The 24375-nt window shown below is 65.5% G+C and carries 31 protein-coding genes; 4 read left to right on the top strand and 27 right to left on the bottom strand.

Translation table 11 applies throughout. The annotated features are described in order from the left end of the window. Positions 1–121: 121 nt before the first annotated feature. Positions 122–460 carry a hypothetical protein gene (locus tag JQ639_RS30100; protein ID WP_211963282.1) on the top strand — a complete coding sequence of 113 codons (339 nt, stop codon included), beginning with the start codon at positions 122–124 and terminating at the stop codon, positions 458–460. A gap of 277 nt (positions 461–737) precedes the next feature. On the opposite strand, the gene JQ639_RS30095 is transcribed toward JQ639_RS30100, so the two are convergent. From JQ639_RS30095 to JQ639_RS30045, 11 genes are all read right to left on the bottom strand, one after another. Then, entirely contained in the window at positions 738–1607 is an 870-nt protein-coding gene (locus tag JQ639_RS30095; protein ID WP_211963280.1) for a hypothetical protein, read from the bottom strand. Positions 1608–1652: 45 nt separating this feature from the next. Then, positions 1653–2414: a hypothetical protein gene (locus JQ639_RS30090; RefSeq protein WP_211963278.1), complete on the bottom strand. Its 762-nt coding sequence runs from the start codon at positions 2412–2414 to the stop codon at positions 1653–1655. Beyond that, complete coding sequence (locus JQ639_RS30085; protein ID WP_211963276.1) at positions 2414–3511, bottom strand: tail fiber domain-containing protein; 1098 nt, start codon at positions 3509–3511, stop codon at positions 2414–2416. Before JQ639_RS30085 ends, JQ639_RS30090 begins: the two co-directional genes overlap by 1 nt. A 1-nt stretch (position 3512) precedes the next feature. After that, positions 3513–3923: a hypothetical protein gene (locus JQ639_RS30080; RefSeq protein WP_211963274.1), complete on the bottom strand. Its 411-nt coding sequence runs from the start codon at positions 3921–3923 to the stop codon at positions 3513–3515. Further along, positions 3907–4233: a hypothetical protein gene (locus tag JQ639_RS30075; RefSeq protein ID WP_211963271.1), complete on the bottom strand. Its 327-nt coding sequence runs from the start codon at positions 4231–4233 to the stop codon at positions 3907–3909. Before JQ639_RS30075 ends, JQ639_RS30080 begins: the two co-directional genes overlap by 17 nt. 8 nt (positions 4234–4241) lie before the next feature. After that, positions 4242–5948 (bottom strand): hypothetical protein, encoded by a 1707-nt coding sequence (locus tag JQ639_RS30070; RefSeq protein ID WP_211963269.1) that lies wholly within the window; start codon positions 5946–5948, stop codon positions 4242–4244. 199 nt (positions 5949–6147) lie between these two features. Beyond that, positions 6148–6777: a phage adaptor protein gene (locus JQ639_RS30065; RefSeq protein WP_211963267.1), complete on the bottom strand. Its 630-nt coding sequence runs from the start codon at positions 6775–6777 to the stop codon at positions 6148–6150. A gap of 84 nt (positions 6778–6861) precedes the next feature. Continuing rightward, a complete protein-coding gene (locus JQ639_RS30060) occupies positions 6862–7278 on the bottom strand; it encodes a hypothetical protein (RefSeq protein ID WP_211963265.1) in 417 nt (138 codons plus the stop codon). Positions 7279–7354: 76 nt separating this feature from the next. Further along, on the bottom strand, positions 7355–8422 hold the full coding sequence (locus tag JQ639_RS30055; protein WP_211963263.1) for a N4-gp56 family major capsid protein: 1068 nt from the start codon (positions 8420–8422) through the stop codon (positions 7355–7357). Between the two features lie 286 nt (positions 8423–8708). Continuing rightward, positions 8709–9161, bottom strand: coding sequence for a hypothetical protein (locus JQ639_RS30050; RefSeq protein WP_211963261.1), 453 nt, complete (start codon positions 9159–9161; stop codon positions 8709–8711). A gap of 110 nt (positions 9162–9271) precedes the next feature. Continuing rightward, complete coding sequence (locus JQ639_RS30045; protein ID WP_211963259.1) at positions 9272–9490, bottom strand: hypothetical protein; 219 nt, start codon at positions 9488–9490, stop codon at positions 9272–9274. A gap of 252 nt (positions 9491–9742) precedes the next feature. On the opposite strand from JQ639_RS30045, the gene JQ639_RS30040 reads away from it, so the two are divergent. Both JQ639_RS30040 and JQ639_RS30035 read left to right on the top strand, forming a co-directional pair. Then, positions 9743–10708 carry a sensor histidine kinase gene (locus tag JQ639_RS30040; protein WP_211963257.1) on the top strand — a complete coding sequence of 322 codons (966 nt, stop codon included), beginning with the start codon at positions 9743–9745 and terminating at the stop codon, positions 10706–10708. Positions 10709–10790: 82 nt separating this feature from the next. Next, positions 10791–11072 carry a hypothetical protein gene (locus JQ639_RS30035; protein ID WP_211963255.1) on the top strand — a complete coding sequence of 94 codons (282 nt, stop codon included), beginning with the start codon at positions 10791–10793 and terminating at the stop codon, positions 11070–11072. Between the two features lie 13 nt (positions 11073–11085). Here JQ639_RS30035 and JQ639_RS30030 read toward each other — a convergent pair whose 3' ends face one another. The 11 genes from JQ639_RS30030 to JQ639_RS29980 all read right to left on the bottom strand — a co-directional run bounded on the left by JQ639_RS30030 (position 11086) and on the right by JQ639_RS29980 (position 21123). Then, positions 11086–11958, bottom strand: coding sequence for a hypothetical protein (locus JQ639_RS30030; protein WP_211963253.1), 873 nt, complete (start codon positions 11956–11958; stop codon positions 11086–11088). Between the two features lie 76 nt (positions 11959–12034). Continuing rightward, the gene (locus JQ639_RS30025; protein WP_211963251.1) at positions 12035–12976 is read right to left on the bottom strand and encodes a hypothetical protein; all 942 of its coding nucleotides are present in this window, start codon (positions 12974–12976) and stop codon (positions 12035–12037) included. A gap of 3 nt (positions 12977–12979) precedes the next feature. Beyond that, the gene (locus JQ639_RS30020) at positions 12980–14269 is read right to left on the bottom strand and encodes a hypothetical protein (protein ID WP_211963250.1); all 1290 of its coding nucleotides are present in this window, start codon (positions 14267–14269) and stop codon (positions 12980–12982) included. Continuing rightward, on the bottom strand, positions 14269–14529 hold the full coding sequence (locus JQ639_RS30015) for a hypothetical protein (protein ID WP_211963249.1): 261 nt from the start codon (positions 14527–14529) through the stop codon (positions 14269–14271). The genes JQ639_RS30020 and JQ639_RS30015 overlap by 1 nt, the downstream gene beginning before the upstream one ends. A gap of 169 nt (positions 14530–14698) precedes the next feature. Next, positions 14699–15118, bottom strand: a complete 420-nt coding sequence (locus tag JQ639_RS30010) for a hypothetical protein (RefSeq protein ID WP_211963248.1) — start codon at positions 15116–15118, stop codon at positions 14699–14701. Positions 15119–15128: 10 nt separating this feature from the next. Beyond that, positions 15129–15791: a phospholipase A2 family protein gene (locus JQ639_RS30005; RefSeq protein ID WP_211963247.1), complete on the bottom strand. Its 663-nt coding sequence runs from the start codon at positions 15789–15791 to the stop codon at positions 15129–15131. 11 nt (positions 15792–15802) lie between these two features. Beyond that, positions 15803–18037, bottom strand: coding sequence for a portal protein (locus JQ639_RS30000; protein WP_211963246.1), 2235 nt, complete (start codon positions 18035–18037; stop codon positions 15803–15805). Positions 18038–18150: 113 nt separating this feature from the next. After that, positions 18151–19671, bottom strand: a complete 1521-nt coding sequence (locus JQ639_RS29995; protein ID WP_211963245.1) for a terminase large subunit — start codon at positions 19669–19671, stop codon at positions 18151–18153. Continuing rightward, complete coding sequence (locus tag JQ639_RS29990) at positions 19646–20110, bottom strand: terminase small subunit-like protein (RefSeq protein ID WP_211963244.1); 465 nt, start codon at positions 20108–20110, stop codon at positions 19646–19648. Before JQ639_RS29990 ends, JQ639_RS29995 begins: the two co-directional genes overlap by 26 nt. Positions 20111–20380: 270 nt before the next feature. Then, on the bottom strand, positions 20381–20551 hold the full coding sequence (locus JQ639_RS29985; protein WP_211963243.1) for a Flp family type IVb pilin: 171 nt from the start codon (positions 20549–20551) through the stop codon (positions 20381–20383). A 257-nt stretch (positions 20552–20808) separates the two neighbouring features. Beyond that, positions 20809–21123 carry a hypothetical protein gene (locus JQ639_RS29980; RefSeq protein WP_211963237.1) on the bottom strand — a complete coding sequence of 105 codons (315 nt, stop codon included), beginning with the start codon at positions 21121–21123 and terminating at the stop codon, positions 20809–20811. Between the two features lie 168 nt (positions 21124–21291). On the opposite strand from JQ639_RS29980, the gene JQ639_RS29975 reads away from it, so the two are divergent. Then, on the top strand, positions 21292–21465 hold the full coding sequence (locus JQ639_RS29975; protein ID WP_211963235.1) for a DUF1328 domain-containing protein: 174 nt from the start codon (positions 21292–21294) through the stop codon (positions 21463–21465). On the opposite strand, the gene JQ639_RS29970 is transcribed toward JQ639_RS29975, so the two are convergent. The 5 genes from JQ639_RS29970 to JQ639_RS29950 all read right to left on the bottom strand — a co-directional run bounded on the left by JQ639_RS29970 (position 21462) and on the right by JQ639_RS29950 (position 24312). Further along, complete coding sequence (locus tag JQ639_RS29970) at positions 21462–22022, bottom strand: GNAT family N-acetyltransferase (RefSeq protein ID WP_211963233.1); 561 nt, start codon at positions 22020–22022, stop codon at positions 21462–21464. The genes JQ639_RS29975 and JQ639_RS29970 overlap by 4 nt on opposite strands. Positions 22023–22092: 70 nt before the next feature. Continuing rightward, a complete protein-coding gene (locus JQ639_RS29965; protein WP_211965132.1) occupies positions 22093–22338 on the bottom strand; it encodes a hypothetical protein in 246 nt (81 codons plus the stop codon). Positions 22339–22348: 10 nt separating this feature from the next. Further along, on the bottom strand, positions 22349–22642 hold the full coding sequence (locus tag JQ639_RS29960) for a hypothetical protein (protein ID WP_249122855.1): 294 nt from the start codon (positions 22640–22642) through the stop codon (positions 22349–22351). Positions 22643–22698: 56 nt separating this feature from the next. Continuing rightward, a complete protein-coding gene (locus JQ639_RS29955) occupies positions 22699–23076 on the bottom strand; it encodes a cysteine rich repeat-containing protein (protein WP_211963231.1) in 378 nt (125 codons plus the stop codon). 255 nt (positions 23077–23331) lie between these two features. Then, positions 23332–24312, bottom strand: coding sequence for an amidohydrolase family protein (locus JQ639_RS29950; protein ID WP_211963229.1), 981 nt, complete (start codon positions 24310–24312; stop codon positions 23332–23334). Between the last annotated feature and the right edge of the window lie 63 nt (positions 24313–24375).

Genomic DNA, 24375 nt, shown 5'->3' with positions numbered 1-24375 from the left:
GCAGCACGGAAGACAAGATGCCGCAGGTCAACGACCCGCGGCAGTAGAAGGGGCGCCACAATCCCGCCGCGGCGGCGCGCCCTGATGGCGAAAACGACAGCGGTCCGAAGGAGGCCGCACCATGAGCAAGTTGCCGTCCATCCGCAGCGCACCAAAAACTCAGCGCCACCCTTTTGAAACCACGGCCCTGATTGCCGACGCCTTTGGCATCATTTCGGGCATTCCGCTCGTCGGCTTGCCAGCCCTGCTCGTCAGTACGTCTGCCGCGATCGGCATCATTCTGACGGGCTCACTCGCGATCACCGCAGCAAGCGCCTTCATCGATGAGATCATGTCTCCGGACGGCAAGCCGCTGGCGATCTTCATCGGCCTTGTTGTCACGGCTTTCCTGGCGGGCCTCACCTGGGAGATTGCGCGGCGCGTCAGGCGGCGACGTCAGTCATCAGCCCCATCTGACTGATGAGCTTCACGGCGGGGCGCCTCGCCAACATCTGATCTGTCGCAGCACCGCCACTCTTTCCCATAGAGTTGCGTTCGAGCGGCTTCATCTGTCCAGCACTTCGCCAGGAATCGCCGTACTCCCGACGTGGATAGAAGCCCCTCCCGAAGACTTCCTTATGAAGGCTCGGCGCCTGATGAGCGGGGCGCTATGGGGCTAATTGATACGACATTTGATGGGGCGCTCCGATGGGTATGCCCCTTCGCAAAGATCGCACGCGGAGGAAGATCTTTGAACCTCAATAACGCCTTGCCGCAAGCGCGAACGGAAGACCACGGCGCACGACCGGGTAAGCATATCGAACCACCGAACCCGCAGGGGAGTCGGGAGCATACTCACGGACGCCCTGAGTCAGCAACCCGGGAAGGATCGCATCTATTCCAACTTGCCTAATAGCATCGGCCAGACCAGCACCCCCACGAACGATCCCGGCACCTCCACTCGCTAGCGGAAGCGGCGCCAGCTCGCCTATGGTTTCAGCGTACCGCCCCGCAGCAGTCCTTGGTTGATAAAATTCGCCTGTGAAACGCTCAACTCCCTTGCGAATATTTTCGCTACCGAAGAACTTATCAATGTCGAATGGAGGACGCCCCCTCAATTCGGGTGGGGGGCCCAAGATCGCGCGCAGAACAGGATCAAACAGATAACGCCCCGTCAGATCCGTTATTCCTGCACTCAGGTCCGGTAGCGCACCTGCGATCTTTATGCCACCGTTCACTAAACCTATGCCCGCGGATTTCGCTACATCGCCAGCATCGATTTCTGGCGTATAGGATCTGGCGTTCGGCATGTATTTCGGCTGGAATTGCTGCAGATCTCTGGCGAATTGGAGATCGGGCTGGCTGCGATTGGCTTCTGCCATCTCCAGATATTGGAGTGGCCTAGCCCCCGCGGCAAACACACCGTCCCGAACAATTTGTTCTCGAGCGGTCGCTTGTCGCGGCATCTTTTCGAATGCGGAACGCACCTCTGCATCATGCCCAGGATCCAGCCGAAGATCCCCTTGGGAGGACCGAACCATTCCAACGCCGCCTAGCCGGAGCGCGTCATTCTCTCCAGGGACAATCAAGTCGTCGAACGTCAGCGCTCGATCGAAAGATGTAACCATTTGTCACCACTCAATCTGAAAGGTTATACGACGAAAGAACGTTGACTATAAGTTCGACGTATCGATGCCGTTGGCCTGCAGCCGAGCAACCACGGCGCTGCGGGCTGTCGGATTGGCGGCAATTGCAGCTTTGGCGTTGGCAATAGAAGCCGAGGTGGTATCGTCCGGTGGACCGATCGCTGCACTCGGCGTGACACTTGAAGATGAGCTGCGAGAGCCGCTGCCGGAAGATGAAGATGGACCAGCAGCATCGGAGAACGACGCTCCTGTCGCGACTCTCCCGTACTTCTGCAACATGAATTTCAAAACATCGCTGTTGCCTGATCGAATAGCTGCAATCGCTTGTTCGCGGGGTACATTGTTTTTCACCAGCGCATTGTAGAGGTCCTGCTGGGAGGCCGGCTTCGAGTCAGCCTGAGCGCCTTGAGCCGCACCAGCAAAGCCCTTGCTGAGCCCATCCGCCCAAGAGCGCCCCCCAGCAAGACCGCTGGCAAAGCCAAGCAATGCGTTCGAGTTGGCGTTGATCTTGTCACGTACGCCGCCAAGGAAGCCGCCCAGCGAAGCGTCATTCGCGGGACCTGCAGGCGCATCCGGCCCGGACGCTGGCGAATTCTGAAGCGGTGGGCCGGCGGATGCAGCCGAAGCGCCAACCGACGCTGCTGGTAGCTGCGGAGTTGCGTCGTTAGAGCCGGCAACCGGTGACGACGACATCGATCGCAGCGATTGAAACCAGTCAGGATGCAGTCCAAGCAAACCGGGGAAGCCCGATGCGCCACCGAGACCAGAGAGGAAATCGAAATCAGCCATCAGACAGTCTCCACTTCAATGTGATGAGCAGCGCTTGCATTTGCGATTGCGACGGCTCTCTCGGTCGCAAGTGCATAGTCGACCATCTTGGCGCCGCGGAACTCACTCACGGCATCTGGCATGCGTTGCTCGACCTCTTGTGCGATCAAGCCGATTTCGAACTGTGGCGAACCACGGAAACGATAGCGATAGACCGGCGTGCCATCGGCAAGTGCACCGACCCGAGCGATGTCCTCCTTCAATCGCGCGTCGCTGAACTTGCTGGCCAGCGTGAGGCCCCCGAGAACGCCAGACATAATAGTCTTCATGGGATCATCCTTGGTCTCACTGACCGACGTTCCCGACTGCGTGCCGAAGGCCTGCGCCACCGGTGAAATCGATCCCAACAGCGTCGAGAGGTTTTGTACGGGAATGCCGCGCCGTTGCGCTTCCGCCGCGAGCTGCTGGTTGGCGCCCCAGTTGTTGGCGTCGAGCGCAGCCGAGCCGATGCCAGCGCCGGCCTGGGCGTTGGCATTGGCGGCCTGCTGGTTCTGATTCAACAGACCGTAGGTGCTGTTGCCGGCGCCGTAGAGGCCGTTCGCTGCGTTGAGCTGGTTGGCGACGTCCTGGTTGTACTGTGACGCGATCACCGGCGCCGTGCCCTGGGCGATGCCGCGGCCCAGCGCCTGCAGGTTGGCCGCCGAACCATCGCGGCCGGCCGCAGCGAACTGCGAGTTCACCTGGTTGCTGACTTCCTGGCGGATCTGATCGAGCTGGCCCTGCAGCGCGGTGTTCTTGCCGATCATGCTGCCATTGGCATAGGGCGCCAGCATGCCCTGATAGTTGGCGAGATTGGCGCTGATGTTGCCATCGTTGGCCTTTGCGCCGCCGCCATTCAACATATTGGTGGCGAGATTGCCGATCGCGCCGGCATAGGGGTTGCCACCTGCCGCATTGGTCTGCAGCGTGTTGAGGGCGTTGTTCTCGGTCGGCGTCAGGCCGGCGTTGGATGCCTGGCCCCCAAGCTGCCCCAGAATATTGTCGAGGGGTCCCTTTGCCGGCGCGTAAGGCGATGTTTGCGACGTGCTTTGTGTGGTCTGTTGCGAACTTCCGCCCATATCAGAGCCTCTTTTCCAGCGTGATCCATTGCATGGCGTAATTGTCGAGCACCCGCTGCCAGCCGCGCCGTCCATCGACGCGCATCGCGGTGCAGCCGAGTTCTCGGGCATAAGCTTCGATCGGCGCCAGCGCATGCGGCCAGGAGGTCGCGCGGCGGCCACCGCAAACAACGATGCGGCAGATCTTGCCGCGCGGTACGATCATCACTTCCGTCACCGCCGCGGCGCGGAACGCCTCTCCGTCCCACAGCACCCACAGCAGCATCTCGACACGGTCGAGAGCGCCGCGCAGCGCTTCCAGCGTCCAATCGCCGCTGCGCGCGCAGGCCGCGCCAAGGAAGCCCTCGACATGCGGCCACACCAGCGCCACCCGCTCCGGCGGCACGCACAGCGTTTCAGCCGAGCGCGACATAAAAAAACCGCCGGTCGGTCTGGCTATTGTTCGAATGCGTCAGCGTGAACGCGCCGTTGGCCACCGCGCTCACATACAGCGTGCCGTTCTTGAACTCGGCCGCGGCGTTGGCGGTGGCCGGAGTCAGGAACACCGAGCTGCCGGCGGCGCAGTTGGGCGCGGCCAGCGTGGTGCTGGTGGCGTTGGCCGCCAGCGTCACGCTGCCGGCGGCGTTGGTGCGGCCTGCGCCGAGCTGCTGGATCGCCAGCGCATAGCGCGACAGATCTTTTTCCTGCGTCGAGACGCTGAACAGTCTGGGGATGGCGGTCATCGTCTGCCTTATCGCTTGCCGGTCGCAATCGTGTCGGGCTCGACGCCCGCGATGAAGGACCAGGCGGTGCCGGCGGGGATACGCACCTTGTAGCGGCTGTAGCGGGTGTCCTTGAGCAAGTCGCACTTGCCGGTGATCGGGTTGATCAGGCTTTCGCTGCCGGCCGTCACCGCCTGCTGCTGGTTCTCCCGGGCCGAGGCCGAGCCGTAAAGCGTCGGCGCATCCGTCACCGGGCGAAAACCCCGAATCTTGAGCCGGCGGCCGTCCGTGCCCTGCTCGGCGCTTTCCAGCGTCGCCTCGAGGTTGGCGCCGCGGAAAAAATTGAGCATGTGGCCGGCGTCGAACGCGGCCAGCTCGATCGGCGATGCCGAGGCAAAACTATCGAGCGACTGTGTCATCGCATCGAGCGAGCCGCCGACGAGGCCGCCGCCGGTATAAGCATGGGCGAACACAGAGCCATACAGGTCGAAGTGGGTGTTATCGACCAGCGTGATCCACCAGTTGCCGTTGGCCTCCGTGGTGCCGGTGACGCCGGAAATCGAGGCGAAGACATTGGGCATTCCGGCCCAGCGCGCCGTCGACGCCACCTGCAGGCGGATCTGGCCGCTGCCGCTGTTGGCAGCCCCGGTCACCGCCAAGGCGCCCGGCGCGATGGCGTCCAGCGCTTCCAGCGTCACGCCGGGCTGTGCCACCTGCAGCAGGTATTCGCCGCCGACCTTGATGGTGGTGAACTTGTCGAGCACCCAGTCGTAGCACAGCACCTTGTCGAACTGGTTCGCCGTGCCGTTGACGCTCTTGTAAGCCCACAGGATGCGCGAGCTGCGCGGATCAGCGGTGCCCAGGAACATCTGCAGATTGTTGGTGTCGAGGTCGGCGAGAAACGTGCGGTCGACGCGCTCGCGGCCGATCGGCGTCGGGAAGCCGCCGGGATCGATGCGCTGAAAACCCTGCGACGAATAGAAGAACACGAGTTGCCCGGCGCGCACCAGCGAGTATGGCCCGAACAGGCCTTTATCCTGTGACAATCGCTCGATCTGGAAGATGATCGGCGAGCCCGGGATGTAGGTCATCCGGCGAATGGCGTTGTCCTGCAGGATGATGCCGGTTTCGCCGCCGGCGACGCCGCGCACGAAGCCGCCATCGGGCAGGTCCTGATAGTCCGCCTGGTTGACGCCCGGCGTCCACGACGTCGCCGAGTTGATGTCGTTGAGGCCGGACCACTGCACCCGCTGCGGATTGCTGACGAGGCCGGACAGCACGACGAAACGGCCGACGACGTCGATATAGCGCGCCTGCGGTGGCGAGCCGTTGAGATTGGCGAACGCGGTCGCCGAACTGATGTCGTACACCTGCGGCACGACGTTGGCTTGCACCGCCATCACCAGGTTGTTGAACTGCGCGAACCGCCACTGGTCGGAGGCCGGCACCGCCGAATAGGACGCCCCGCCCTGCGACACGCGCGCCCAGCCAAAGGTGATGTTGTTCATCACATAAAGGTCGGTTGCGGTCGCCGCGAACACGATCACCGAACCATCGGTCTTGAATGTCTGGAACGCGCCGCGGCACTGGCCGCCGAGCGATTGCGACAGCGCCAGCAGGCTCGGGAATGGGCCGAAGCCGTCCGCCCGTGGCACCACGTTCTGCGCATCGCGCTCCGTCGCCGCTTCGTAGTCGGATACGTCCGGCCGGTACTCGCCGAAGGGGATCAGGGGCATCGGCAGAAATCCTTGAAATGCGCGCGGGACGTGATCCGTCACCCTGAGGTGCGCGCCCTCGCGCGCCTCGAAGGGCAACGGCCCGGACGGCGCCACCTCGGCCGTTCATCCCCTCAGGATGACGGAGTAAACTGCGGCGCCGTCCATCGGCCTCATGGATGGAGACACGCGGCCTCGCCGCGCTCCTCACCATGAGGGGCTAGAAATCCGTCCCCTGAATGATGCCGTTCGACTGCCGCGACGAGCTTTCCGAGCGCAGCGCGGCGAGCAGGTCCGTCAGCTTCGCTGCCATGCGCTGCATGCCGTCGGGATCTTCCAGCACGTCGATGTAAAGCAGCATCTTGGCGTGGGTGCGGATCAGTTCCTCCGCGTCGGTCGTCCATGCATTGCTGTCGGTCGGGTTGACCAGCGCCGGCAGCTTGTAGTGCATGTGCGGCCGCAGGGTGTAGACGGCTGATGGCACCGGCCACAGCAGGATGGACTGGTCGATATAGGTGAAGGCGCGCGGCTTGCCGCCGCCGCTCATGCCGCCCGCGACCACCTCGAAATCCGCCGGCTCGTAACGGTCGAGCGGATAGATGCTCTGGCCCTGCGGAATGAACAGCGCGTCAATCTTGACGATGTTCGGGATCGCGGCGAGGTCGCTTGCGGTGTACGCCTGCTGGCCGACGACGGTCTGAAACGTCTGGCTCCGCGTCACGTTGAACCAGAACCGCTGCCGGCCGTAGAACGCGATGGCGTCGGCGACCGCGCTGGCGATCTGGCTGGTCAGGTCCGTGCGCGTCAGGTCGGTCGCGATCCGGGTCTGCAGGTCGAGCAGCGTTGTCATCGGTCATCGCCTTCACTGGGGGCAGGATGGCGGGCGGCTCGAGAGCCGCCGCGCCGAAGTGCATCAGGAACAGGGCTGGATCCATCACAGATCGTTGTTCGGGATGTAGTGGATGATCACCACGGCGGCGCCCGCGGTCGCCGCGGCGCCGGTCTGGGCGAAGGTGACGAACACCTGCGTGTCCGCCGCCAGCGGGCCGAGCGCGGTGCCAGTCGGCTTGACGCCGTTGGTGATCGCCTGCGTGGTCTCGTCGACATCGGCCGCCGCCACGAGGTTGCTGCCGCCGGCCGTGGTGCCGACCGTCAGCACGTTGGTGGTGGCAGCATTGAAGGGCGTGGCGACATACACCGAAGTCGAGGTGATGATCGCGCCTCTGGGCAGCCACTGCTTGCCGACGCCGTTGGCGATGTTGGGATCGTTGTAGTTCACGGCAAAGCGCAGGTAGTGCACCTGCTGGGTGTTGTTCTGGCGCGCCGCCGAGCCAGGCGTTCCGGTCGTCATGCGAAGATCCTTTCGCGATGTTGGGACAGTTGCGGGAGGCCGACGCGGGCCGACGATGCGGCCCGCATCAGGGCCGTCAGTGCGCCACGGCGTAGGTGGTGGCGACGATGGTGCCGAAGTCGGTGCCGTTGAACACCGTCTTCTTGACGCCCCAGATGGCCTGCGACGACACGCCGAGCTCGCGCTCGTAGTCGAACAGCTCCTCCACCCACTTGTAGTGCACGCCCTCGGAGAACTCCTTGCCGAAGGCGAGCGCGCCGGCCTGGGCGCCGGCGAAGACTGCGCGGCGCGTCGAGGTCTGCTGCGCGCCCGCGTTCGAGATGCCCATGGGGATGCGGTTGGAGCGGTGCAGGATCACGCCGTTGTACTCGCCGAGCGCCCCCGTGTAGATCGGGCTCTTGGAGCCCGCGCCGCCGGCCAGGGCCGCCTTCTGGATGTCCAGCCACTGGCCCGCGTTGGTATTGGTGCGCAGGTCCGTGATCTGGTAGTCGTGCAGGAACATCAGGAACTTGTTCTCGCCCTGCACCTTGATCGGCCGGATCAGCGGCGTCGCGGTGTAGGCCCGTTCCACACAGGCATCGATGATGGCGAGGTTGAAGGTCTTGGTGTTGTCGCCATTGATCGTCGCGTCGTCGGTCGCCCCGCCGCCGCGGAAGATGCGGGTCGGCGCGGCCACGGTGTTGTTGCCGATATAGCGCATGTCCGTCACCAGCGTGTTGCCGGCGAGATGGTTGAACATCGCGGTGTCGAAGCGGTTCGAGAACCAGTCCTTGAGGCCGAGCTTGGCCTCGTCGCGCAGGTTGAAGGGCACGCGCTGGGCGTCGATGGTGTTCTTGTTGCGAACACGCACCGCATGCGCCAGCTCGTTGATGATCACCTTGTCGGAGTAGGTGGTCAGCGATTCCTCGTTGCCCTGCAGGGTCTGAGATTCCGTGACGCCGTCGCCCGTGAGCTGCATGCGCAGGCCGAAGGTGACGGTGTCGCCGGCATTGGTCGAGGTCTCGTTCTTCAGGTGGATCATGTTGTCCGACCCGGTGCCCATGAATTTGCCGAAATAGGTTTCCTTCAGGGCTTCCGCTGCGAGCTTCTTCGCCCACAGCTTGTTGGAGAGTGAGTCGTTCACTCCATAGCTGGTCGATGCCATGACGGCAGGTCTCCGAATTGATGGATTGGTGAGGGGTGCTGGATGTGCACGCATCTCGCCTGCGCGCGGCGCATCACCGCGTTTTGACGCCCCGGTGGCGGGCGAAGGCGCTTAACGACCGCCCGTCGAAGAAGCCTTTCGGCAGATGCAGCGCCCGGTCCGAGCGGCGCTTGCCGACGGGACGGACGTTCGTCAATTCACGGAAGATCGATGATCTGCCCCGATCCACCGACGCGTGCCAGGCGAGCCGGTCGGCGGGCTGATGAATTCCAGATCCGCTTCAGTCTTAGGAGCGAGGCACGTCGCCGTCGCGATGGAAATCGCGGTATTGCCTCCAGCGCTTCCATGTCGCATAGCCAAAGCCAAGGCTTGCAGCCGCTGCAAGACCTACATCACGCAGATGCCCCGCAGCGAACGAGCCGATCGCGAGCAGCACCGCGCCGAGCAGAAAGCAGACGAAGGTCCGCACGTAGCGTCGCCGCGCCAGGTCAGGGATTTGCCGATTCCAGATGTAAACGTCGACGGCAAAACCGTTGGTCCGATCGCCGTTTTTGAAGAGTGACGGAATGACGGGTTCGACCTGCCAGAAGGCGAGCGCCATCTGAATGATCGCGATCATCCACAAAAGGACTGCTGCAAACCCCAACAGCGGATACATTCCAACTTCCCATCCGGCGACGGCACGCAACAAAGCGCCACGCCACGACATGATGGTGGCGCAGCCGTCCGGCCGGATCAAGTCGTCGCCGAGGCAAGAGCCCGAGTCGCCGAGGCAAGAGCCTTGGGTTCGTCACAGCGCGGCATCCCCACGAGCCGCGCTCCGACATGTCGTCGCGTCAGAACCTGCGGTCAGTGCACCGTCGCCAGCGGCACCACGGCGGCGAGGTTGCCGGCGGGATCGAAGGCGCAGATGCACAGACCCGCCAGCATCGCCGGCGGCATGCCCTTGGACAGCCGGGCCGCCAGGGCCCGTCCGCGGCGCATGGCGCCATTCGGCTTCAGCCAGAACTCGCCGGCGGGCCGATCGAAGGACGTCAGGTCGGTCAGTTCAAAGCTGAATTTCTGCATGGTGGTTTCTCCCGCGCTAACAACACCCCATGCAAATGAAGGCCGTTCGTTGACCAGGAGTTACTATCCCCGCTGTCCACAGGGCTGCCCGCCAAAAGGGCTTGTTTCGGCGCGGTTTTGGACGTCGGCGGCCAGCCCGCTCGCACGGCGAGGCCACGCCCGGCCGCTGTTTCGTCCCCTCCCGCAATGGACAATGCCGCGGCCCGCACGGTAGGCTTGTCCGCCCCTGCTGCTGGCCGAGGCGACGCGCGGATGACCTGGACCGACGAGTTCCTGAACGGCTGGCGCGGCGTCAGGGAACCGGCGAAGACGCTGACCTTCGGCTTCGCCGCGGCATGCCTGGCGGCCGGCACGGCGTTGCGCTTCGGCCTGTCGCTGCTGCGGCCGGACCTTCCCTTCACGCCCTATGTTCCCGCCGTCGTGATGGTCACCATGCTCGGCGGGGTGCGCGTCGGCGCGGCCACCGCGCTGGCCGGCGCCGTGTTCGGCTACGCGCTGCATTTCGGGCCGGCGCCGGCCGGCGGCGCCAAGCTCGCGCTGGCGGGCATCTATCTCGCCACCTGCGCCATGTTCATCTGGGGCATCCAGCATTACCGCGCCATCGCCGCGCGCCACCGCGCCGTCACCGACCGCCAGGTGGCAGAGGAAGGCTACCGCAAGCTGGTGGTGGAGGAGCTGCAGCACCGGCTGCGCAACAAGGCCTCCACCATCCATGCGGTCGCCCGCCAGGCCCTGCTCGAATACCCCGAAGCGTGGGAGCGGATCGACGGCCGTATCCGCGCCCTGTCCGCCGCCGACAGCCTGATCGCGCGCGCCGATGCCCGTGGCTCGCCGCTGCGCGACCTGCTGGTGTCCGAGCTCGAGCCCTACGGTCATGTCCGCTACACCCTCAACGGCGATCCGATCCTGCTGCCCGCCAAGCTCGCGGTCAGCCTCGCCCTCATCTTCCATGAACTCGCGACCAACGCCGCGAAATACGGCTCGTTCGCCGCGAGCAGCGGCCTGCTCAACGTGTCGTGGCGCCTCGATGGCGATCGCCTGCGCATCGCCTGGGACGAGACCGAGGGCCCACCCGTGCATCCGCCAGCGCGCAGCGGCTTCGGCACCCAGTTGCTGACATCGGCGCTGCGCGCCTATGACGGCGGCGCCGAACTGCAGTTCCTGTCGACCGGCCTGCGCTGCACCATCAACTGCCGGATCCCGGCGGACGCCGCCTGACGGCGCGGCCGCATGGACGCCCTGCGCCGCCGACATTGGCAAGCGCGGCAAACTCGTCCAAGATCGCTGCGGGAGGCTGGTCATGGCGAACTATCTCGTGCACGTTCCCGTGTCGCGCATCGTCGACGTCTACAACGCGTTGAAGCTGCTCGGCACGGCGGAGCTCTATGACTACAAGCTCGTCACCGTGCGCTGTGACATGGACCTCGACGTGCTGCAGAAGGTGGTCGATGCGGTGAAGCCCGACCAGCCCGCGATCATCGTCAAGGTCGAGGAGTTCGTCTTCCAGGGCGATCCGAAAGTCGACAAGGCGGTCGGCGTGTGGCGCCGGCCGGTGTCGCTGATCGGAACGTCCGGCCTCTGAGGTCGGCGCGCCCTCACCCGCCCATGATGCGCTTCGCCCGCGCCGGGTTCTTGGCGCACCACGCCTCGAACTCGTCCATCGGCATGCGCAGCAGCGCTTCCGCGCTCATCTCGCTGTCGGCCCCGCCACCGCCGGCGCCGGCAAAACTCTTGCCCGCCGCCTGGCCGCGCGCGATGGTGTCGAGGCGCCCCTGCGCGGAGCCCGCGCCCTTGCTGTAGCCGCGCTGGCGCGCGAGATTGTAGATCACCTCCGCCGGGCTGCGCCGGCTCTGCAGCGCCATCTGCGCCACCGCGAACTCGTCCGCCAGCAGGGCCTGATGCACCGCCTGCGGATCGTCGTAGCCGAGCGCGACCAGCTCCTGGGCGCGGCTCTGCAGCAGATGATTGTACGCGGCCTTGAAATCCGGCGTGCGGCTCTCGAACTGCGCCGCGTCGATCTGGTAGGCGCGCACCAGATCGTCGCGCCAGGCGACCTCCTGCTTCTCCTGGTCGGCGGCGTCGAGACGGCGGCGAATATCGCTGACGGCGGAACTGGTGTTGCGCACCACGCCGAAGATGTCGTCTTCCACCGTCGGTTCGCGCTGCTGCGGCTGCGAGGCGAGACGGTCGATGATCGAGAACTTGCCGCGGAGCTCGGCGACCTGCTGCTGCAGGTCGCGGTTCTGGCGATCGAGATCGCGGCGGCGGCCGCGCTCCTCATGCAGCGCCGCGAGCGGCACCACGCGCTCCTGCTGCGGCTCGCCCGCGCCATCCTGCTGTGGCTGGCCACTATCGTCCGCGGCAGCTGGCGCCGCGCCGGTATCAGCCGGAATATCGGTCTGGCCGCTGGTGTCGAAATAGCTCTGCTCGTCCGGGGAGAGCTGCGCCCCGAGATCGGTATCGGTCATGGCATGATGTCCTGGCGGAGCTGCCGCCGCAGATGCGCAGGTCCGCCTGCGCGCGATGGCCGGGTGCTCCCGGCAATTACGATGCGAGAAGCAGGATCTCGACGGTGCGCCGGCGCCGCACGGCAGTTGCCTGCTGCGCAGCGACCGCGGCCTGCTGCGCCGCTGTCGCCTGTCGCCGCGCAGCGATGGCCTGCAGGTCGATTCCCGACGCCCTGGCCGGGCTGGCCCCGGCCAGTGGGCTTGCGACCTGCGACGCCGGCGTCGGTCCCATCGGCGCAAACGCGGTCTGCATCGGCCGCACGATCGGCGCCGGTGTCGGCCGGCTGATCCGCGCCAGCCGCCGCTGCTCTTCCAGCTCCTCGAGGAAGTGCCCGACGCCGCCGTAAACCAGCTCGAAATTGTCGCCGCTGCGGATCAGCGTGTTGTTGCCGAACGACCAGGCGTAGGAGGTTCCCGGCGTCGGCATGTTGATCCGCACGGCCATGCCATAGCCGGTCAGCGCGAAGGCGCCGGCAGCCGCAGCATGGGTGACACCCTGCGCCACCGGCGTGCCGGCAACGCCGTAGCTGCCCGCGCCGGCGAGCCAGCGCGCCGCGAACGTCGCAGCCACGCCAGTCACCACATAGACGCCCGGCACCGGCGCCAGCGACGGCCGGAACGTGGTCGCGACGCCGGCCACGGCATAGGCCCCGCCGGCCGACACCATCTTGTCACCGAACGCAATGGCGACGCCCGAGTGGCTGTAGACGCCCGGCGTCACCTGCAGAGCCGTTCCGAACACCGTGGCCGCGCCGGCAAGCCCGTAGCTGCCGGCCGAGGCCGTCAGCGTGTGCTTGAACGTCATCGCGACGCCCGACAGCGCATAACCGCCAGCCGCCGCCGTGAGCGCTTCGCTGAACCGCGCCGCACCCCCCGTCAGCGCATAGGCGCCGGCCAGGCCGACCAGCGTGTAGCTCGAGCCCGCGGCACGCGGTCCGCTGGCGATCGGCCGCAGGCCGATGGCGTCAAAGCCAAGCATGCGTCAAAGCTCCGCGCTCGCAACCCAATCGAAGGAAACGTTGCCGGTGTTGTTTACCGGGCCCCACAGCCAGCTGAAGCCGCTGTCGAACTGGATCACCTGAGTCAATGCACCGCCACCGCTCCAGGAGCCGGTCGTTGTCACGAGGTAGCTGATCTTGTTGGGCGTTCCGGCATTGTCGTATGCCGTCATCTGTGCGGCAGTTCGCATCACCGTCTGGTATCGCACCGCCCCGCCGACATAGTTGGTCGGTGCGGCGACGTTGTAGACCGTACCGCCGCCGTTTCCGAGGTTGGCGCCGGGAGCAACGCTCTGGGAATAACTCTTCTGGAAATAGCGCTGGCAGAATTGCAGTTCGTGTGTCACCGGCCGCAGCTCCGGCGGCGGCGGCACGGCGTTGAGGCCGACCGGCGCGAACGGGGTCACGCGGGTATCGAGCTCGGCCAGCTGCACAAATTTACTGTTCGAAGACAGGTTATTGCCGAAATCAAAGATCACCTGAATGCCGTTGACCGTCGCGGTGCTGGCCACAAATGTGTAGGCGACGCGCGTCCAGGCGCCATTCGGACAGGCCTGCAGGTTGGCCGCATTGACGTCCGTGATCTGGCTGCCGCCCCACGCGTCGGCGCTCGCCGGATGGGTCACGGTCAGCGTCGGCGTGATCGTTGTGCCCGTGTTGTTGTAGATCTGAGCCTGAACCGTCACCGTCTGCCCCGACAGCGGCGCCGCGACAACGCTCTCGATGCGCTGATAGACCAGCACATCCGTGACGCTGGCTGCACCGGTCACCCTGAGGGCATAGGCACTCAGCAACCTGCCGGCGACCTGCGAGGCGGTAACCGCGGCTCCGGTCGGCGATACGATCCAACCATCAGCCGTGTAGCCGCCGCCCGTCGACAGCGAGGTCCCTCGCTGCCAGACATCCATCGTGGCATTGCGGAACTTGTTGACATAACCGCAGCCGGTCGCAGCCAGGTTGACGAGGTCCACCGAGAGCGCGGTGACAAAAACGCTCGGCGCTGCGCTGAAGTTGATCGCGGACGTACCGCCCGAGGAATTGGCGGTCACCGTGGTGCGCGCCAGTGTCGGCGTCGCGCTGCTGTAGGTGCCGAACCCGATCTCCCACTGGGACATGTCGAGGCTCTGCGCCCGATAGGCATAGATCGTCCCGTTCGTCGCGCCGGCGCTGGCCGGCGTCTGGTAGCCGGTGATCGCCGCCGCGACGACGAACGACCCCGTGCCGCCAGACGCCGGATTGAAGCCACAGGCGTCGATGAAGCCGCTGGCCGGCATCAGGCCGTCTGCCCGTTGAGCGCGTTGGCGATCTGGGCGATCTGCTGCAGCACGTCGACCAGCGGCGCCTCGATCGCCGCGATCTGCTGGTCGATCGGCTGAAGCGTCGCCGCGAGCGCAGCCTCGGCCTCTGCGACCGCCGCATCACGCTGCGCCCGCAGCGGCGCCGACTGCACGAGCGCCGCGTCGCGTTGCTGGCACAGCGTCGTGAACTGCTGCTTGAGAAGGGTCAGGGTGTCGGGAATAGCTTTTGTGGCCATGGTGCTTCCTGAAAGTCTGAGCCGCCGATTCTCGGTGCAAGCCACATCCGCAGCGTCATTGCCGGACTTGATCCGGCAAACCAGCTTCCTCGCAGGACAACACGAGCTGTCCAAGCTGGATCACCGGGGCAAGCCCGGTGACGACACTGAAAATGTGGACACTGCTTCCTTACGCCAGCGTGAACACGCCGTTGGTCTGGTCGAGCGACACGGTGAAGCTGTTGCCATTGGTCAAGGTGATGGAGGTGCCGTAGTCCCACCAGGCAATCAGGTTGCCGCTCGCCGCGGTCGCGTTGTACAGCACCGCATATTCGAACGCCGCGAAGCTGCCGCCCGAGGCGGTGAACACAACCGGCGACAAGACGAGCTTATAGGTACCCGATGTGTTACCGCCGGACACGAACACCGCCTGCGTCCCGCCCGCCGTGTAGCCGTTGCCGGCGGCGATCTCGGTGATATTCGCCTTCACCGTGTTCGTAGCGACCGGGGGCATGTTTGTGAGCAGGATTTTCAGCGTGTCGCTGTTGAGGTTGTGCACCTTGGTGGCCATGTCGGACACGAAGGAATTGAACTTGTTGTAGGCCGCCACGGGTCAGCTCCTAACGTCTGAGTCCAGCCAGAGGATCGCCTGCGGGCATCATATTTACATCCGGAACTAGGCCGTCCTTTATTCGGAATGCTCCCGCCATACCTCGGCGATAGAGTTCAGCACCAATAGCTGAACCCGGCGGTGAACGCGGCCAATCACCATGAAAGGTAGGAAGCTCTTCCAAATCGCGTATAAGTTTCCGATCACAGGCCCTCATCCCATCACTGGATGTACCGGCCCGCTCATAGCAAAAGTCATGCGCACGACAGATTTCGTCCATGCTGTCGATCGGCTCGGCTGCCCCCATCGCGCTGCCAGGCGGAGAAATCACTCCACCACTCCACTGTCCACCGCACCAGTTCCCGTAGCGCGGCCCATCTCGATACCAACTTCGCTCAGGACTGGCGTTCTGGATCACGTCGCGGACAGGAACGACGCCGAAAGGCGCAACGGAGACGCCACCTCGCAAGCCCTGCCGTGATGGGTGGCCGTAAGCTGCGACGCCAGCATTAAGGTCATCGAAATCCGGCGCCATTCGATCGCGAACATCAGGCGCCATCTCGATGAGGTCGTCAGGTCTGTTGAGCATACCAAACATCAGTCGCATCTTGATCACCTCGAAGCTATTGAGAAATTCCGCTTCACATTGAACCGATGTGGCAACTACCGCCACAAATCAGCGTTCTATTGCATGGGTGCACCCGGCTGCGCGGAAGCGCCCCCCTGATTGCCGAGACCGCCCGGCATAGCCGGGCCCGGCTGTGCAGCTGCGCCCGCTTGCCCCGCCCCACCCATCTGCATCGGCGCGACACCGATCGGATCGCCGTTCTGATCGCGGATGATCTGTTTCGGTGCCGTCATCGCCGCGGCGATCGCCTGCATGCCCTGTTGGAATTCGGTCATCAGCGACATCAGCAGCGTTCCGGCGTCCGGCTGCGGCGGCATCGGCAGGCCATCCGGGCCGATTGCCGCCTCGCCCATGGCCTGCAGGCTGTCGACCGCAGCCTTGCGCAACTCGATCTGCTGCTTCGCCGCCGCCTCGCGCTGCATGCCGTCGATCTTCGCGTCGGTCAGCGCCTTGTGGTTGGCGATCTCGGCCTGGGCCTTCTGCTGCTGCAGTTGCAGCTCGGCCTGGGCCTTGAGCTGCTCGGGACTTGGCTGCTGTTGTTGCTGTTGCTGCTGTTGCTGTTGCTGGGTGACGCTGTCGGAGATGTCCTTCTGTGCCGACGTCGGCAGCGGCGAGTATTTCAGCAGCGCCAGCCACGTCGCCGGCGGCAGCATCTTGCCGACCACGGGCAGGATCTGCTGCAGCATCGCCCAGGTCGCTTCCTTCTGGTTCGGCGAGCTCGGCGCCTCGTCGACGATGACGTCGTAGGTGGCATTGCCGGGCTGACGGATCAGGGGGACGTACTGTTCCTGCTCCTGCCCGACGATGCGGATCAGGCGGCCGTCGGAGAGATAATTCTCGATCAGGTACAGCAGCAGCCGGCCCTGCTCCTTGCGATAGCGCCGCAGGCTGTCGAACAGCGGCTGCAGGATGGTCATCGACGACTGCTTGCGCTGCAGGTCGAGGCTCGCGGCCTGGCTGGCGCTGTTCTGCATGCCGAGGATCTCGACATTGACGCCGGAGGTGTCGCGGATCGCGGAGATCGCGAACTCCATCAGTTGCCAGGTCGCGCTCGGAAACTGCGACTGCGGCTTGGGCGCATAGCGGGCGTTGCCGCCGGACAGCGCACCCTGCTTGGCCCAGGTGATGGCGTCCTGCCGCGCCCAGGTCGCTTCCGCGTCCGCATCGTTCTCGAAGAATCCGCGCTCGGCCAGGATGCCGCCTTTGGCCGTGGTGTTCATGATGTGCATGGTCTGCGACATCCACTTGTTGGCCCAGCGCTGCGGGTCCTTCATCGCGCGCACGAGGCCATAGAACGTGTTCTTGTTGCGGTCGCGCTTGCCGGTGATCGCCTTGAACGAGAAGTGATCCTTGCACGGCGCCGGCCCGATCTCGAGCAGGATGCGGCCGAGGAACGCCTGCTTGTAAATCTTACGCGTCGCCTGGGTGGAGGTGATGCGGCCGCCGGCGATCTCGATCCGCTTGTTCAGCTCGTCGAACTGTTCTTTCTCGAGCGTCAGGATGTTGTCGGGATTGGCCGGATCGGCCACCAGCCACACCGGCACCCGTTCCCACCACTGCGCCCGCACCATGGTGACGGTCCTGTCCGACGGCGCGCCGTTATTGGTGTCGTCCTTGTCGTAGTATCTGTTGTCGACCTCGTGCGGCTCCTTCTCGTTGCCACGGTCGACCCAGGCGGCGTTGTAGTCGCCGTCCTCGAAATGCTCACCCGGACAGAGCGCCCGCGCATCCTCGATCGGGATGTCGCGGCGGATATGAAACACCCGGCGCATGTCGACGAGGTTGCGCTTGCGCGCCGTCGAATCCCATACGATCTCCAACGGATCGATACGCTCGATCACCGGCTTGCCCTCGGGCTCCTCCTCGTAGTCGAGGCGCGTCTCGGTCCAACCCATGCCGCAGATCACGGTGTCGCGGAAGGCGTCGGATTCCTCGTCCTCGGCATCGCACTGGTCGCGAAACCACTGCGCCGCGGCGGTCAACACCTCGTTGACCTGGACGTCGCCCTGGCTGCGCGGGATGAACCGCACCTCCTGCCGGTTCGACACCTCCGAGCCGGACACGCTGTCGATGATCGGCTCGATCCGGTTCATGACAATGATCGGCCGGTTCATCTCGCGCAGCTTGGCCTTGTCCTCCTCGGACAGCTGGTCGCCCGAGGTGAACGCAAAATCCTCCCGCGCCGCCTTGCGCCAGTCGGACTGCTGCTCCCAGTCTTCGAGAAACCAGCCGCGCAGCCGGCGGAACAGCGCTTCGCCATCCACCGCGTGATCGTCGTGTTGGTCAGTCATGCGGCCTCGTGGCATGCGTCGACCGCCCGGCGCACAGGCAGCGCGTTGGGAGCGACCGGCTTCGTCAAGGATGTGAAACAAAATCTATGCGGCGACCACGGTCGTCGTGCAGCTCACGCCGATTCCCACGACCCGCCCGCGCTCTTGCGGCTCTGGTAGCGGCCACGCGGCGTGACGGTGGAGGCTTCAACGAAGCCTTGCGCGAAGGTGCGGAAGGCGTCGGCGCCGTGGGAGGCCCAGTTGTGCAGGGGCTTGTCGCGGAACACGGCGCGCTCCTCGTCCCATTCCTTGCGGTAGTTGCGTAAAGACTTCAGCCCGCGGTTGCAGCGCACAGGGTCGATGACCGACTTTGCCAGCAGGCGCCGCACAGCGTTGATGCCGTCGTTGATGTTGTGCACCCGCGGCACCGCGATCGGCGTGACACCGAGGCCGATCAGGGTGTCGAAGCGGCTGCGGCCATTGGACAGCTCGTTGTTGGTGACGTCGTGCGGAAAGTAGTGGTCTCCGAAGGTGACACCGTGCTGCTCGCGCCACTTGTGCAGTTCGCCGACATAGTGATCGAGGCCGTAGCCGCTCGCCTCATAATAGCCGATCCAGCGCACCTCCAGACCCACCACCTGGTTGAACCAGATGGTGTTGGCGTCGTTGAAGCCGAGGTCCCAGGACGTGTTCACGGGATAGGCCGGATCGACGGGAATACGCGTCAGGCGGCCGTCGAGTTCGAGCCGCGCCAACTGCTCGGAATAATAGGCGCCCTCGATCGCGGCCTCGAACGCCTCGTCGGGCGTCGAGGGAAACTCGCGCTTCATGTCACCCTGCTGCTGCTCCGCCTTCTTGACGTACCACGCCTTCTGGTCGAGCGTCAGCGCAACGCCAACAGCCTGCAGGTCGTCGAAATATTTGGCATAGGCCGGCGTGATCTCGACACTCGCGGCGGGCAGCGTGTAGGCGGCATCTTCCCACCACGGCGAGAAGTGAAAGCGGAAGTCCATCGCAGTCAGCGCCGCGCCGGTGTTGGCGCGGGTGCGCGCCGCCTGGCACAGCTCGAAGAAGTGGCCGTCCTGGCCCTCCGCCGTGCTCTCGATGAACACCAGCTGGTTCTTGTCCACGGTGTTGAGCGCGCCGGAGCGCACCTCGCGCGCCTTGTCCGGATACTTGGCGCAGATCTTGCCGTATTCGGAGACGTGCAGGTACTGCAGCGTGCCCGAGCGCAGCGAGGTCGAGACGCGGATGCCGGAATTGTTGCCGAGCAGCAGTTCGCTGGCGTTGTCGTTCACCACCGGGACCTTCGCCTTGATGCCGTCGGGCAGGTTGTCATAGGGAAAGCGCACCTTGTCGCGGAAGATCACCTGGGCGTCCGACAGCGTATGGGCGATGGTGCCGGCGCGGACGTCGGAATTGAACACACAGGCATCGAGCATGAACAGCTGGATGAAGGTGGTGAAGCCGCGCTGGCGCGCTTTCAGGATCACGTTCTGGTTGTGCATGCCGTCGAACAGCGCTTCCTGCGCCGCGTTCATCCGGAAGCCGATCCGCCGCCCCTCCTTGTCGGTGATGACGTAGAGGTTGTTCAGCCGCCAGCGCCGGTCGGAGAACTGGTCGAGCGCCTTAAGGAAGACCGCGCGTTCGGCCATCGATTGCCTTCATCAGCGCCGCGAGGTCGTCGCCGGCCTCGTGGGTCGCCTTGAGATCGAGGCGATCGCCGTAGATCTTGGGCAGCGCCTTCGACAGCAGCCAGCGCCGCGTTTCCACCCGCAGCCGCGCCCGCGACACGTGCTCGTGGTCGACCATCGGCTCGCCCTCGCCATTGGCCCGGCGGCGCGCGATCCAGTCGTTGCGGCTGTCGTCGGCGATCTCCAAAATCTCGTCGGCCATGGCGTGATAGCCGACTTCGCGGGCGCTGCGATAGCGCGCCGCAAAGCCGCTGCGGTCGTTCTGCACCCAGCCCCGCACCGTGCTCTCAGTCGGCATGCCGGCATCGCGGCAGACGTCGCGCAGCGTGCGGCCGGTGCACAGCTCAGCGCAGATGCGCCTCGCGACGTCGGCGGTGTAGAGCGTGGGGCGACCTGTCATGTGGGGCAGCGTCGAATATCCTCTTGCCGGCGACGGAGGCGGCGCGGTTTGCAGCGCGGCCAATAAAAAACCCGCCGCCCATAGAGGGAAGCGGGTTCGCACGAAGCATCGCCGGAATTCACGTCACAAGAACCAAACCTCTTGCGACCATGCCGACCATCAGTGATTTGGCGTTACGGGTCAAGCTGCGTGGCAGGCGCTGTGGTCAAGTCCCGCGTGGCGCCACAATGCCGCGCCATGGGCCTTCGTCTGCGCAGGGGCGGCGACCGATCAGCTGCCGCCGAGATTCGTCCTGATCGACGAGAACTTGGCGCCAATGTTGGTGCCGAGCGCATTGACGACGGTGATGATCGCCAGCGAGATCCCAGCCGCGATCAAGCCGTACTCGATCGCCGTCGCACCGCGCTCGTCCGCAAGAAACCGGGTGATGATCTGCATCATGGCCGGATTCAGTACGCCAGAGGTATGAACATGTTGTAAAATGCCGCTGCCGCATTTTTCTGCGACCGGAACCGGCAAAATTTGCCGGGCGCAGCCGATGTGACATCCCGGCAGTCACTTGACGATGATGACGTGACCGAACAGAGCGCTCAGCGATCATTTCATCGCCCGGCGACATGCGGCGAACATGCGAGCAGACGTACGAGATGGTCCGTCATCCGGCCGCCCCTCGTCCAAAACGAAAATGAACGAACCGGTCAGGCCGCCGGCGACAGCAGGCCGGCGAGACGAATCCTGAGGCCGCGCTCGCTGATCAGCGCCGGTTCCCCCGTATCGCCGGGCTGAACCGGATCGACGGCATCATGCCCGAAAGCGCGATGCTCGCGCAGCTCGGAGCCAGCGCAGAACAGGCACGATTCCTTCCGTCGGGACAGCGGGTCATGATAGTCGGGTGCCGGAAGCAGAACCTGCACCAGCAAGTAGCCGACAATCAACACGCCGGCCGCAATCGCAATGCCGGTCAAAACTGCCGCCCACACGGTGTCGAATTTCATGACGAGCCCCCGGGTCATTGTCTAGGTGATGCGGCGGGCATAATCAACAGCCACCGCCGGGCGCCCGACGTCCCCCGGCGGCCGGGCGGCTGCCATGCGGGAACGGGGTTCGTGTTCCACCATCGGAACAAGTCCGGCGCGGCCGGGTTGATGGGCCATCTGTCACTGTCACCGGAGCCTCACGCCATGTCGCTGTTGAAATGGGCGCTGATCTTCCTTGTCGTATCCATCATCGCCGGCCTGCTCGGCTTCACCGGCGTGTCGGTGGTCTCGGCCGATATCGCCCGCTTCCTGTTCTATGTGTTCGCAGCGATCTTCATCGTCCTGCTGTTGCTGGGCCTGACGATCTTCCGTGCCTAGCGCGTCCCGACGGACCCGTCGGGCCTATACACCAGAAGCTGCCGGCCGGGCCGCGCTCCCGCGGCCCCGGTCGGCCGAAAACCCAGCTTTTCAAGCAGCCGCCAGGAGGCGATGTTCTCGCGGCGGCATTCGGCGATCACCTGCCGCTCCGGCCAGTCCGCCGCCAGCCAGCCGAGAACGCCTCGCGCCGCCTCGGCCGCAACGCCGCGTCCATGCATGGCGCGCGCGATCCAGTAACCGATCTCGATCGCCTCATCGCCATGGAGATGGACGCCGACGGCGCCGATCAGGCCGTCTTCGAGATCCGCCGCGCGGCCGAACACCCCCATGAGGCGATCACGGCCGGTGCTGAAGCGGCCGATCAGCGCCAGCGCATCGGCCAGCGTGAACCGGCTCGCGAGGAAGTGCACCATGGCGGTGATGGCCGGATCGTCGGTCAGGCGCTGGAGCGCCGGCGCGTCCTCGGCCGTCAGCGCGGCGAGGCGCAGGCGCGCGGTCTCGATCGCCGGCGGCGACAGGATCTTGTGAGAAACACGGTCCGACGAAGGGCTGTCCATCGCCGGCTTCTAGCCGATCGAGGCAAGCCGATCCATGCGTCAGTTCGCCGGCCGCAGGGCCAGCCGGCGGTCAGCACCCGGTGAAGCGCGGGTCCGGCCTGTCATGCATGGTCTTGAGATAGGCGAGGCCGAACACGGCCAGCCGCCGGGCGTCGGTGTGTCCGGCCGCATGCAGCATGGCGAGATAGGCGCCGGTGCGCTCGCGCGCCCTCGCGCGTTCGACCGGGGTGAGCGAGCGCATGAAGCCATAGGTCGTCAGCACCCGTTCGATCACATCGTCGATCGGCGGCTCCTCGCCGGTCCGCACAGCGCTCACGCGACGGGCCTCAGCCGACGTCCGCGGTCAGCCGCGCCCAGGCTGTGCGGATGCGGTCCGTCATCCGGTTCCATTCGCTCGACGCCACGTCCCAGTTCACGATTCGCGCTTGCGTCGCGATGGCTCCGCCGTTCGCGACCGTCGATGTCGCCATGGTGTCGTGGATGTAGACGACCGCAATGGTGAGCAGACAGCCGAGAATCATGCCGATAAACGTGCGCATCGCCTTCGTCCTTCCATTGTTGATCGCCGGTTGTACGCCGCCTGTGGCGCGACCACCGGCCGTGACGCCATCAATGCGCAAACACCGGCGCCGGTTCCTCGCGACGCAGGCTCCCGGTGGCCGCGTTGCGCGACTGATCAGTCATCGTCGGACGGCGGCGGAGCGGCAACGGGCGGGCGCGCGGGCGCCACCCCGGCCGGCGGCGGCGCGGCATGCCCCCTGGGGGACGGCGGCCGCAGTTGCGCCGGTGCCGGCGGCTTGTCGGCCGTGGTCATGCTGGCGTTGGCGTCGAACACAGTGTGGCAGGCCGTGCTGAGCTGCGGCATGTTCCGGCGCAGGCACAGCACAATGCGGTCGGCATCGGGGATGTCGCTGCTGCAGAACCGAAAGACGTCGGGCGTACAGGCGAGCTGCTGGGCGGCCGTGCCGCGATAGTCGTCGGCGCCGGCGGGGGCGAGACCGCCGAACGCCAGCGCGACGAGCGACAGGATGCTGAGACGCGTCTGACTGTGCATGGGTCGAGGACCTTCCTGCAGGGAATTGATGCCACCCGCGAGATCGCTACGATCCTGCGCCCCCGGAAAACAACGACCGCGCACCGCCATCTCGATGCTCGTCGCGCGGCCTTGTCGAGGCAAGCGCAAAAGGTGGGCATCTTGACGGCGGCGATGGCAGCGGCTCTTCAACCGCCGCGGCCACGCCCCGTTCCCGCTGTTCCCGCCGCCATACAGCCGCCACGATGCCAGTGGCGACGCGGGGCTCTGCGGCCATCAGCCGAAGCCGTAGAGCCGCGCCGGATTGTCAACCAGGATCCTGTGCCTGATCGCTGCGTCGGGCGCCCAGTCGGCGAGCAGGTTCAGCACCCGGCCGTCGTCGATCGGCAGCGCGGGCGCGAGATCGGTCGCCTTGCGCCCCTGCACGATCACGCTGTCGGGATGCGGCCAGTCACTGCCCCAGACGATGCGCTCCGGATTGGCTGTGATCAACGCCCGCGCCAGCGGCGCGACATCGGGATAGTCCGGCGCGCGCTCCGACGCGCGATAGGCGCCCGAGATCTTCACATAGGCCTTGCCGGCGCGCACCAGATCGAGCACGGCGGCGAAGCCCGGCTGGTCGACGCCGAGAGCAGCCTGGGCGCCGGCGAAGTGATCGAACACCAGCGGCATCGGCGCCGCCGCCAGCGTCTCTTTCAGCGCGGCGATGACGGAGATGCGTGCATAGACCTGCATGTGCCAGGGCCGATCGCGGATGCGCGCGACCGCGTCGTTGAAGATGCGCGTGGCCGCGGCGGGATCGGTGACGCCACCGGTCTCGAGATTGACGCGAATGCCGCGGATGCCGCCCTTGTCGAGCGCATCGAGATCGGCCACGGACGTCGCGGCGCCGATCACCGCGACACCGCGGGCGCGCTGCAACCCGAGCATCGCGATGCCGTGCAGCGTCGCGGCGTTATCGGTGCCGTAGACGCTCGGCGTCACGATCACCACGCGCTGCATGCGCAACGCGGTCTGCAGCGCCAGCAGGTCATCGGGCGTCGCCACGGGCGGGGTGTAGACCCGCCCGCTCCAGAACGGAAATTTTGCGGGATCGGGAAAGACGTGGACGTGGCAGTCGCAGCCATTTGGTGGCACGTCGAAGGCCACCGGCGTGCGTACGGTCGGCGCCGCGGCGGGCTGCGCCGATCCCTTGCGCGCGGCGAGCCCGGTTCCGATCGCTCCGGCCATCGCCAGACATGTACGGCGAGACAGCATGGACATTCTCCCCTGAGACGTGATCGTTGTTGCATCCGATCGTTCGGCGGTCCGCCGGCAGAA

Origin of the sequence: Bradyrhizobium sp. U87765 SZCCT0048 (genome assembly GCF_018131225.1) — a bacterium.
GTDB lineage: Bacteria > Pseudomonadota > Alphaproteobacteria > Rhizobiales > Xanthobacteraceae > Bradyrhizobium_A.
The sequence above is the reverse complement of the archived record's forward strand: the minus strand, read 5'-3'. Positions and strand labels throughout refer to the sequence as shown.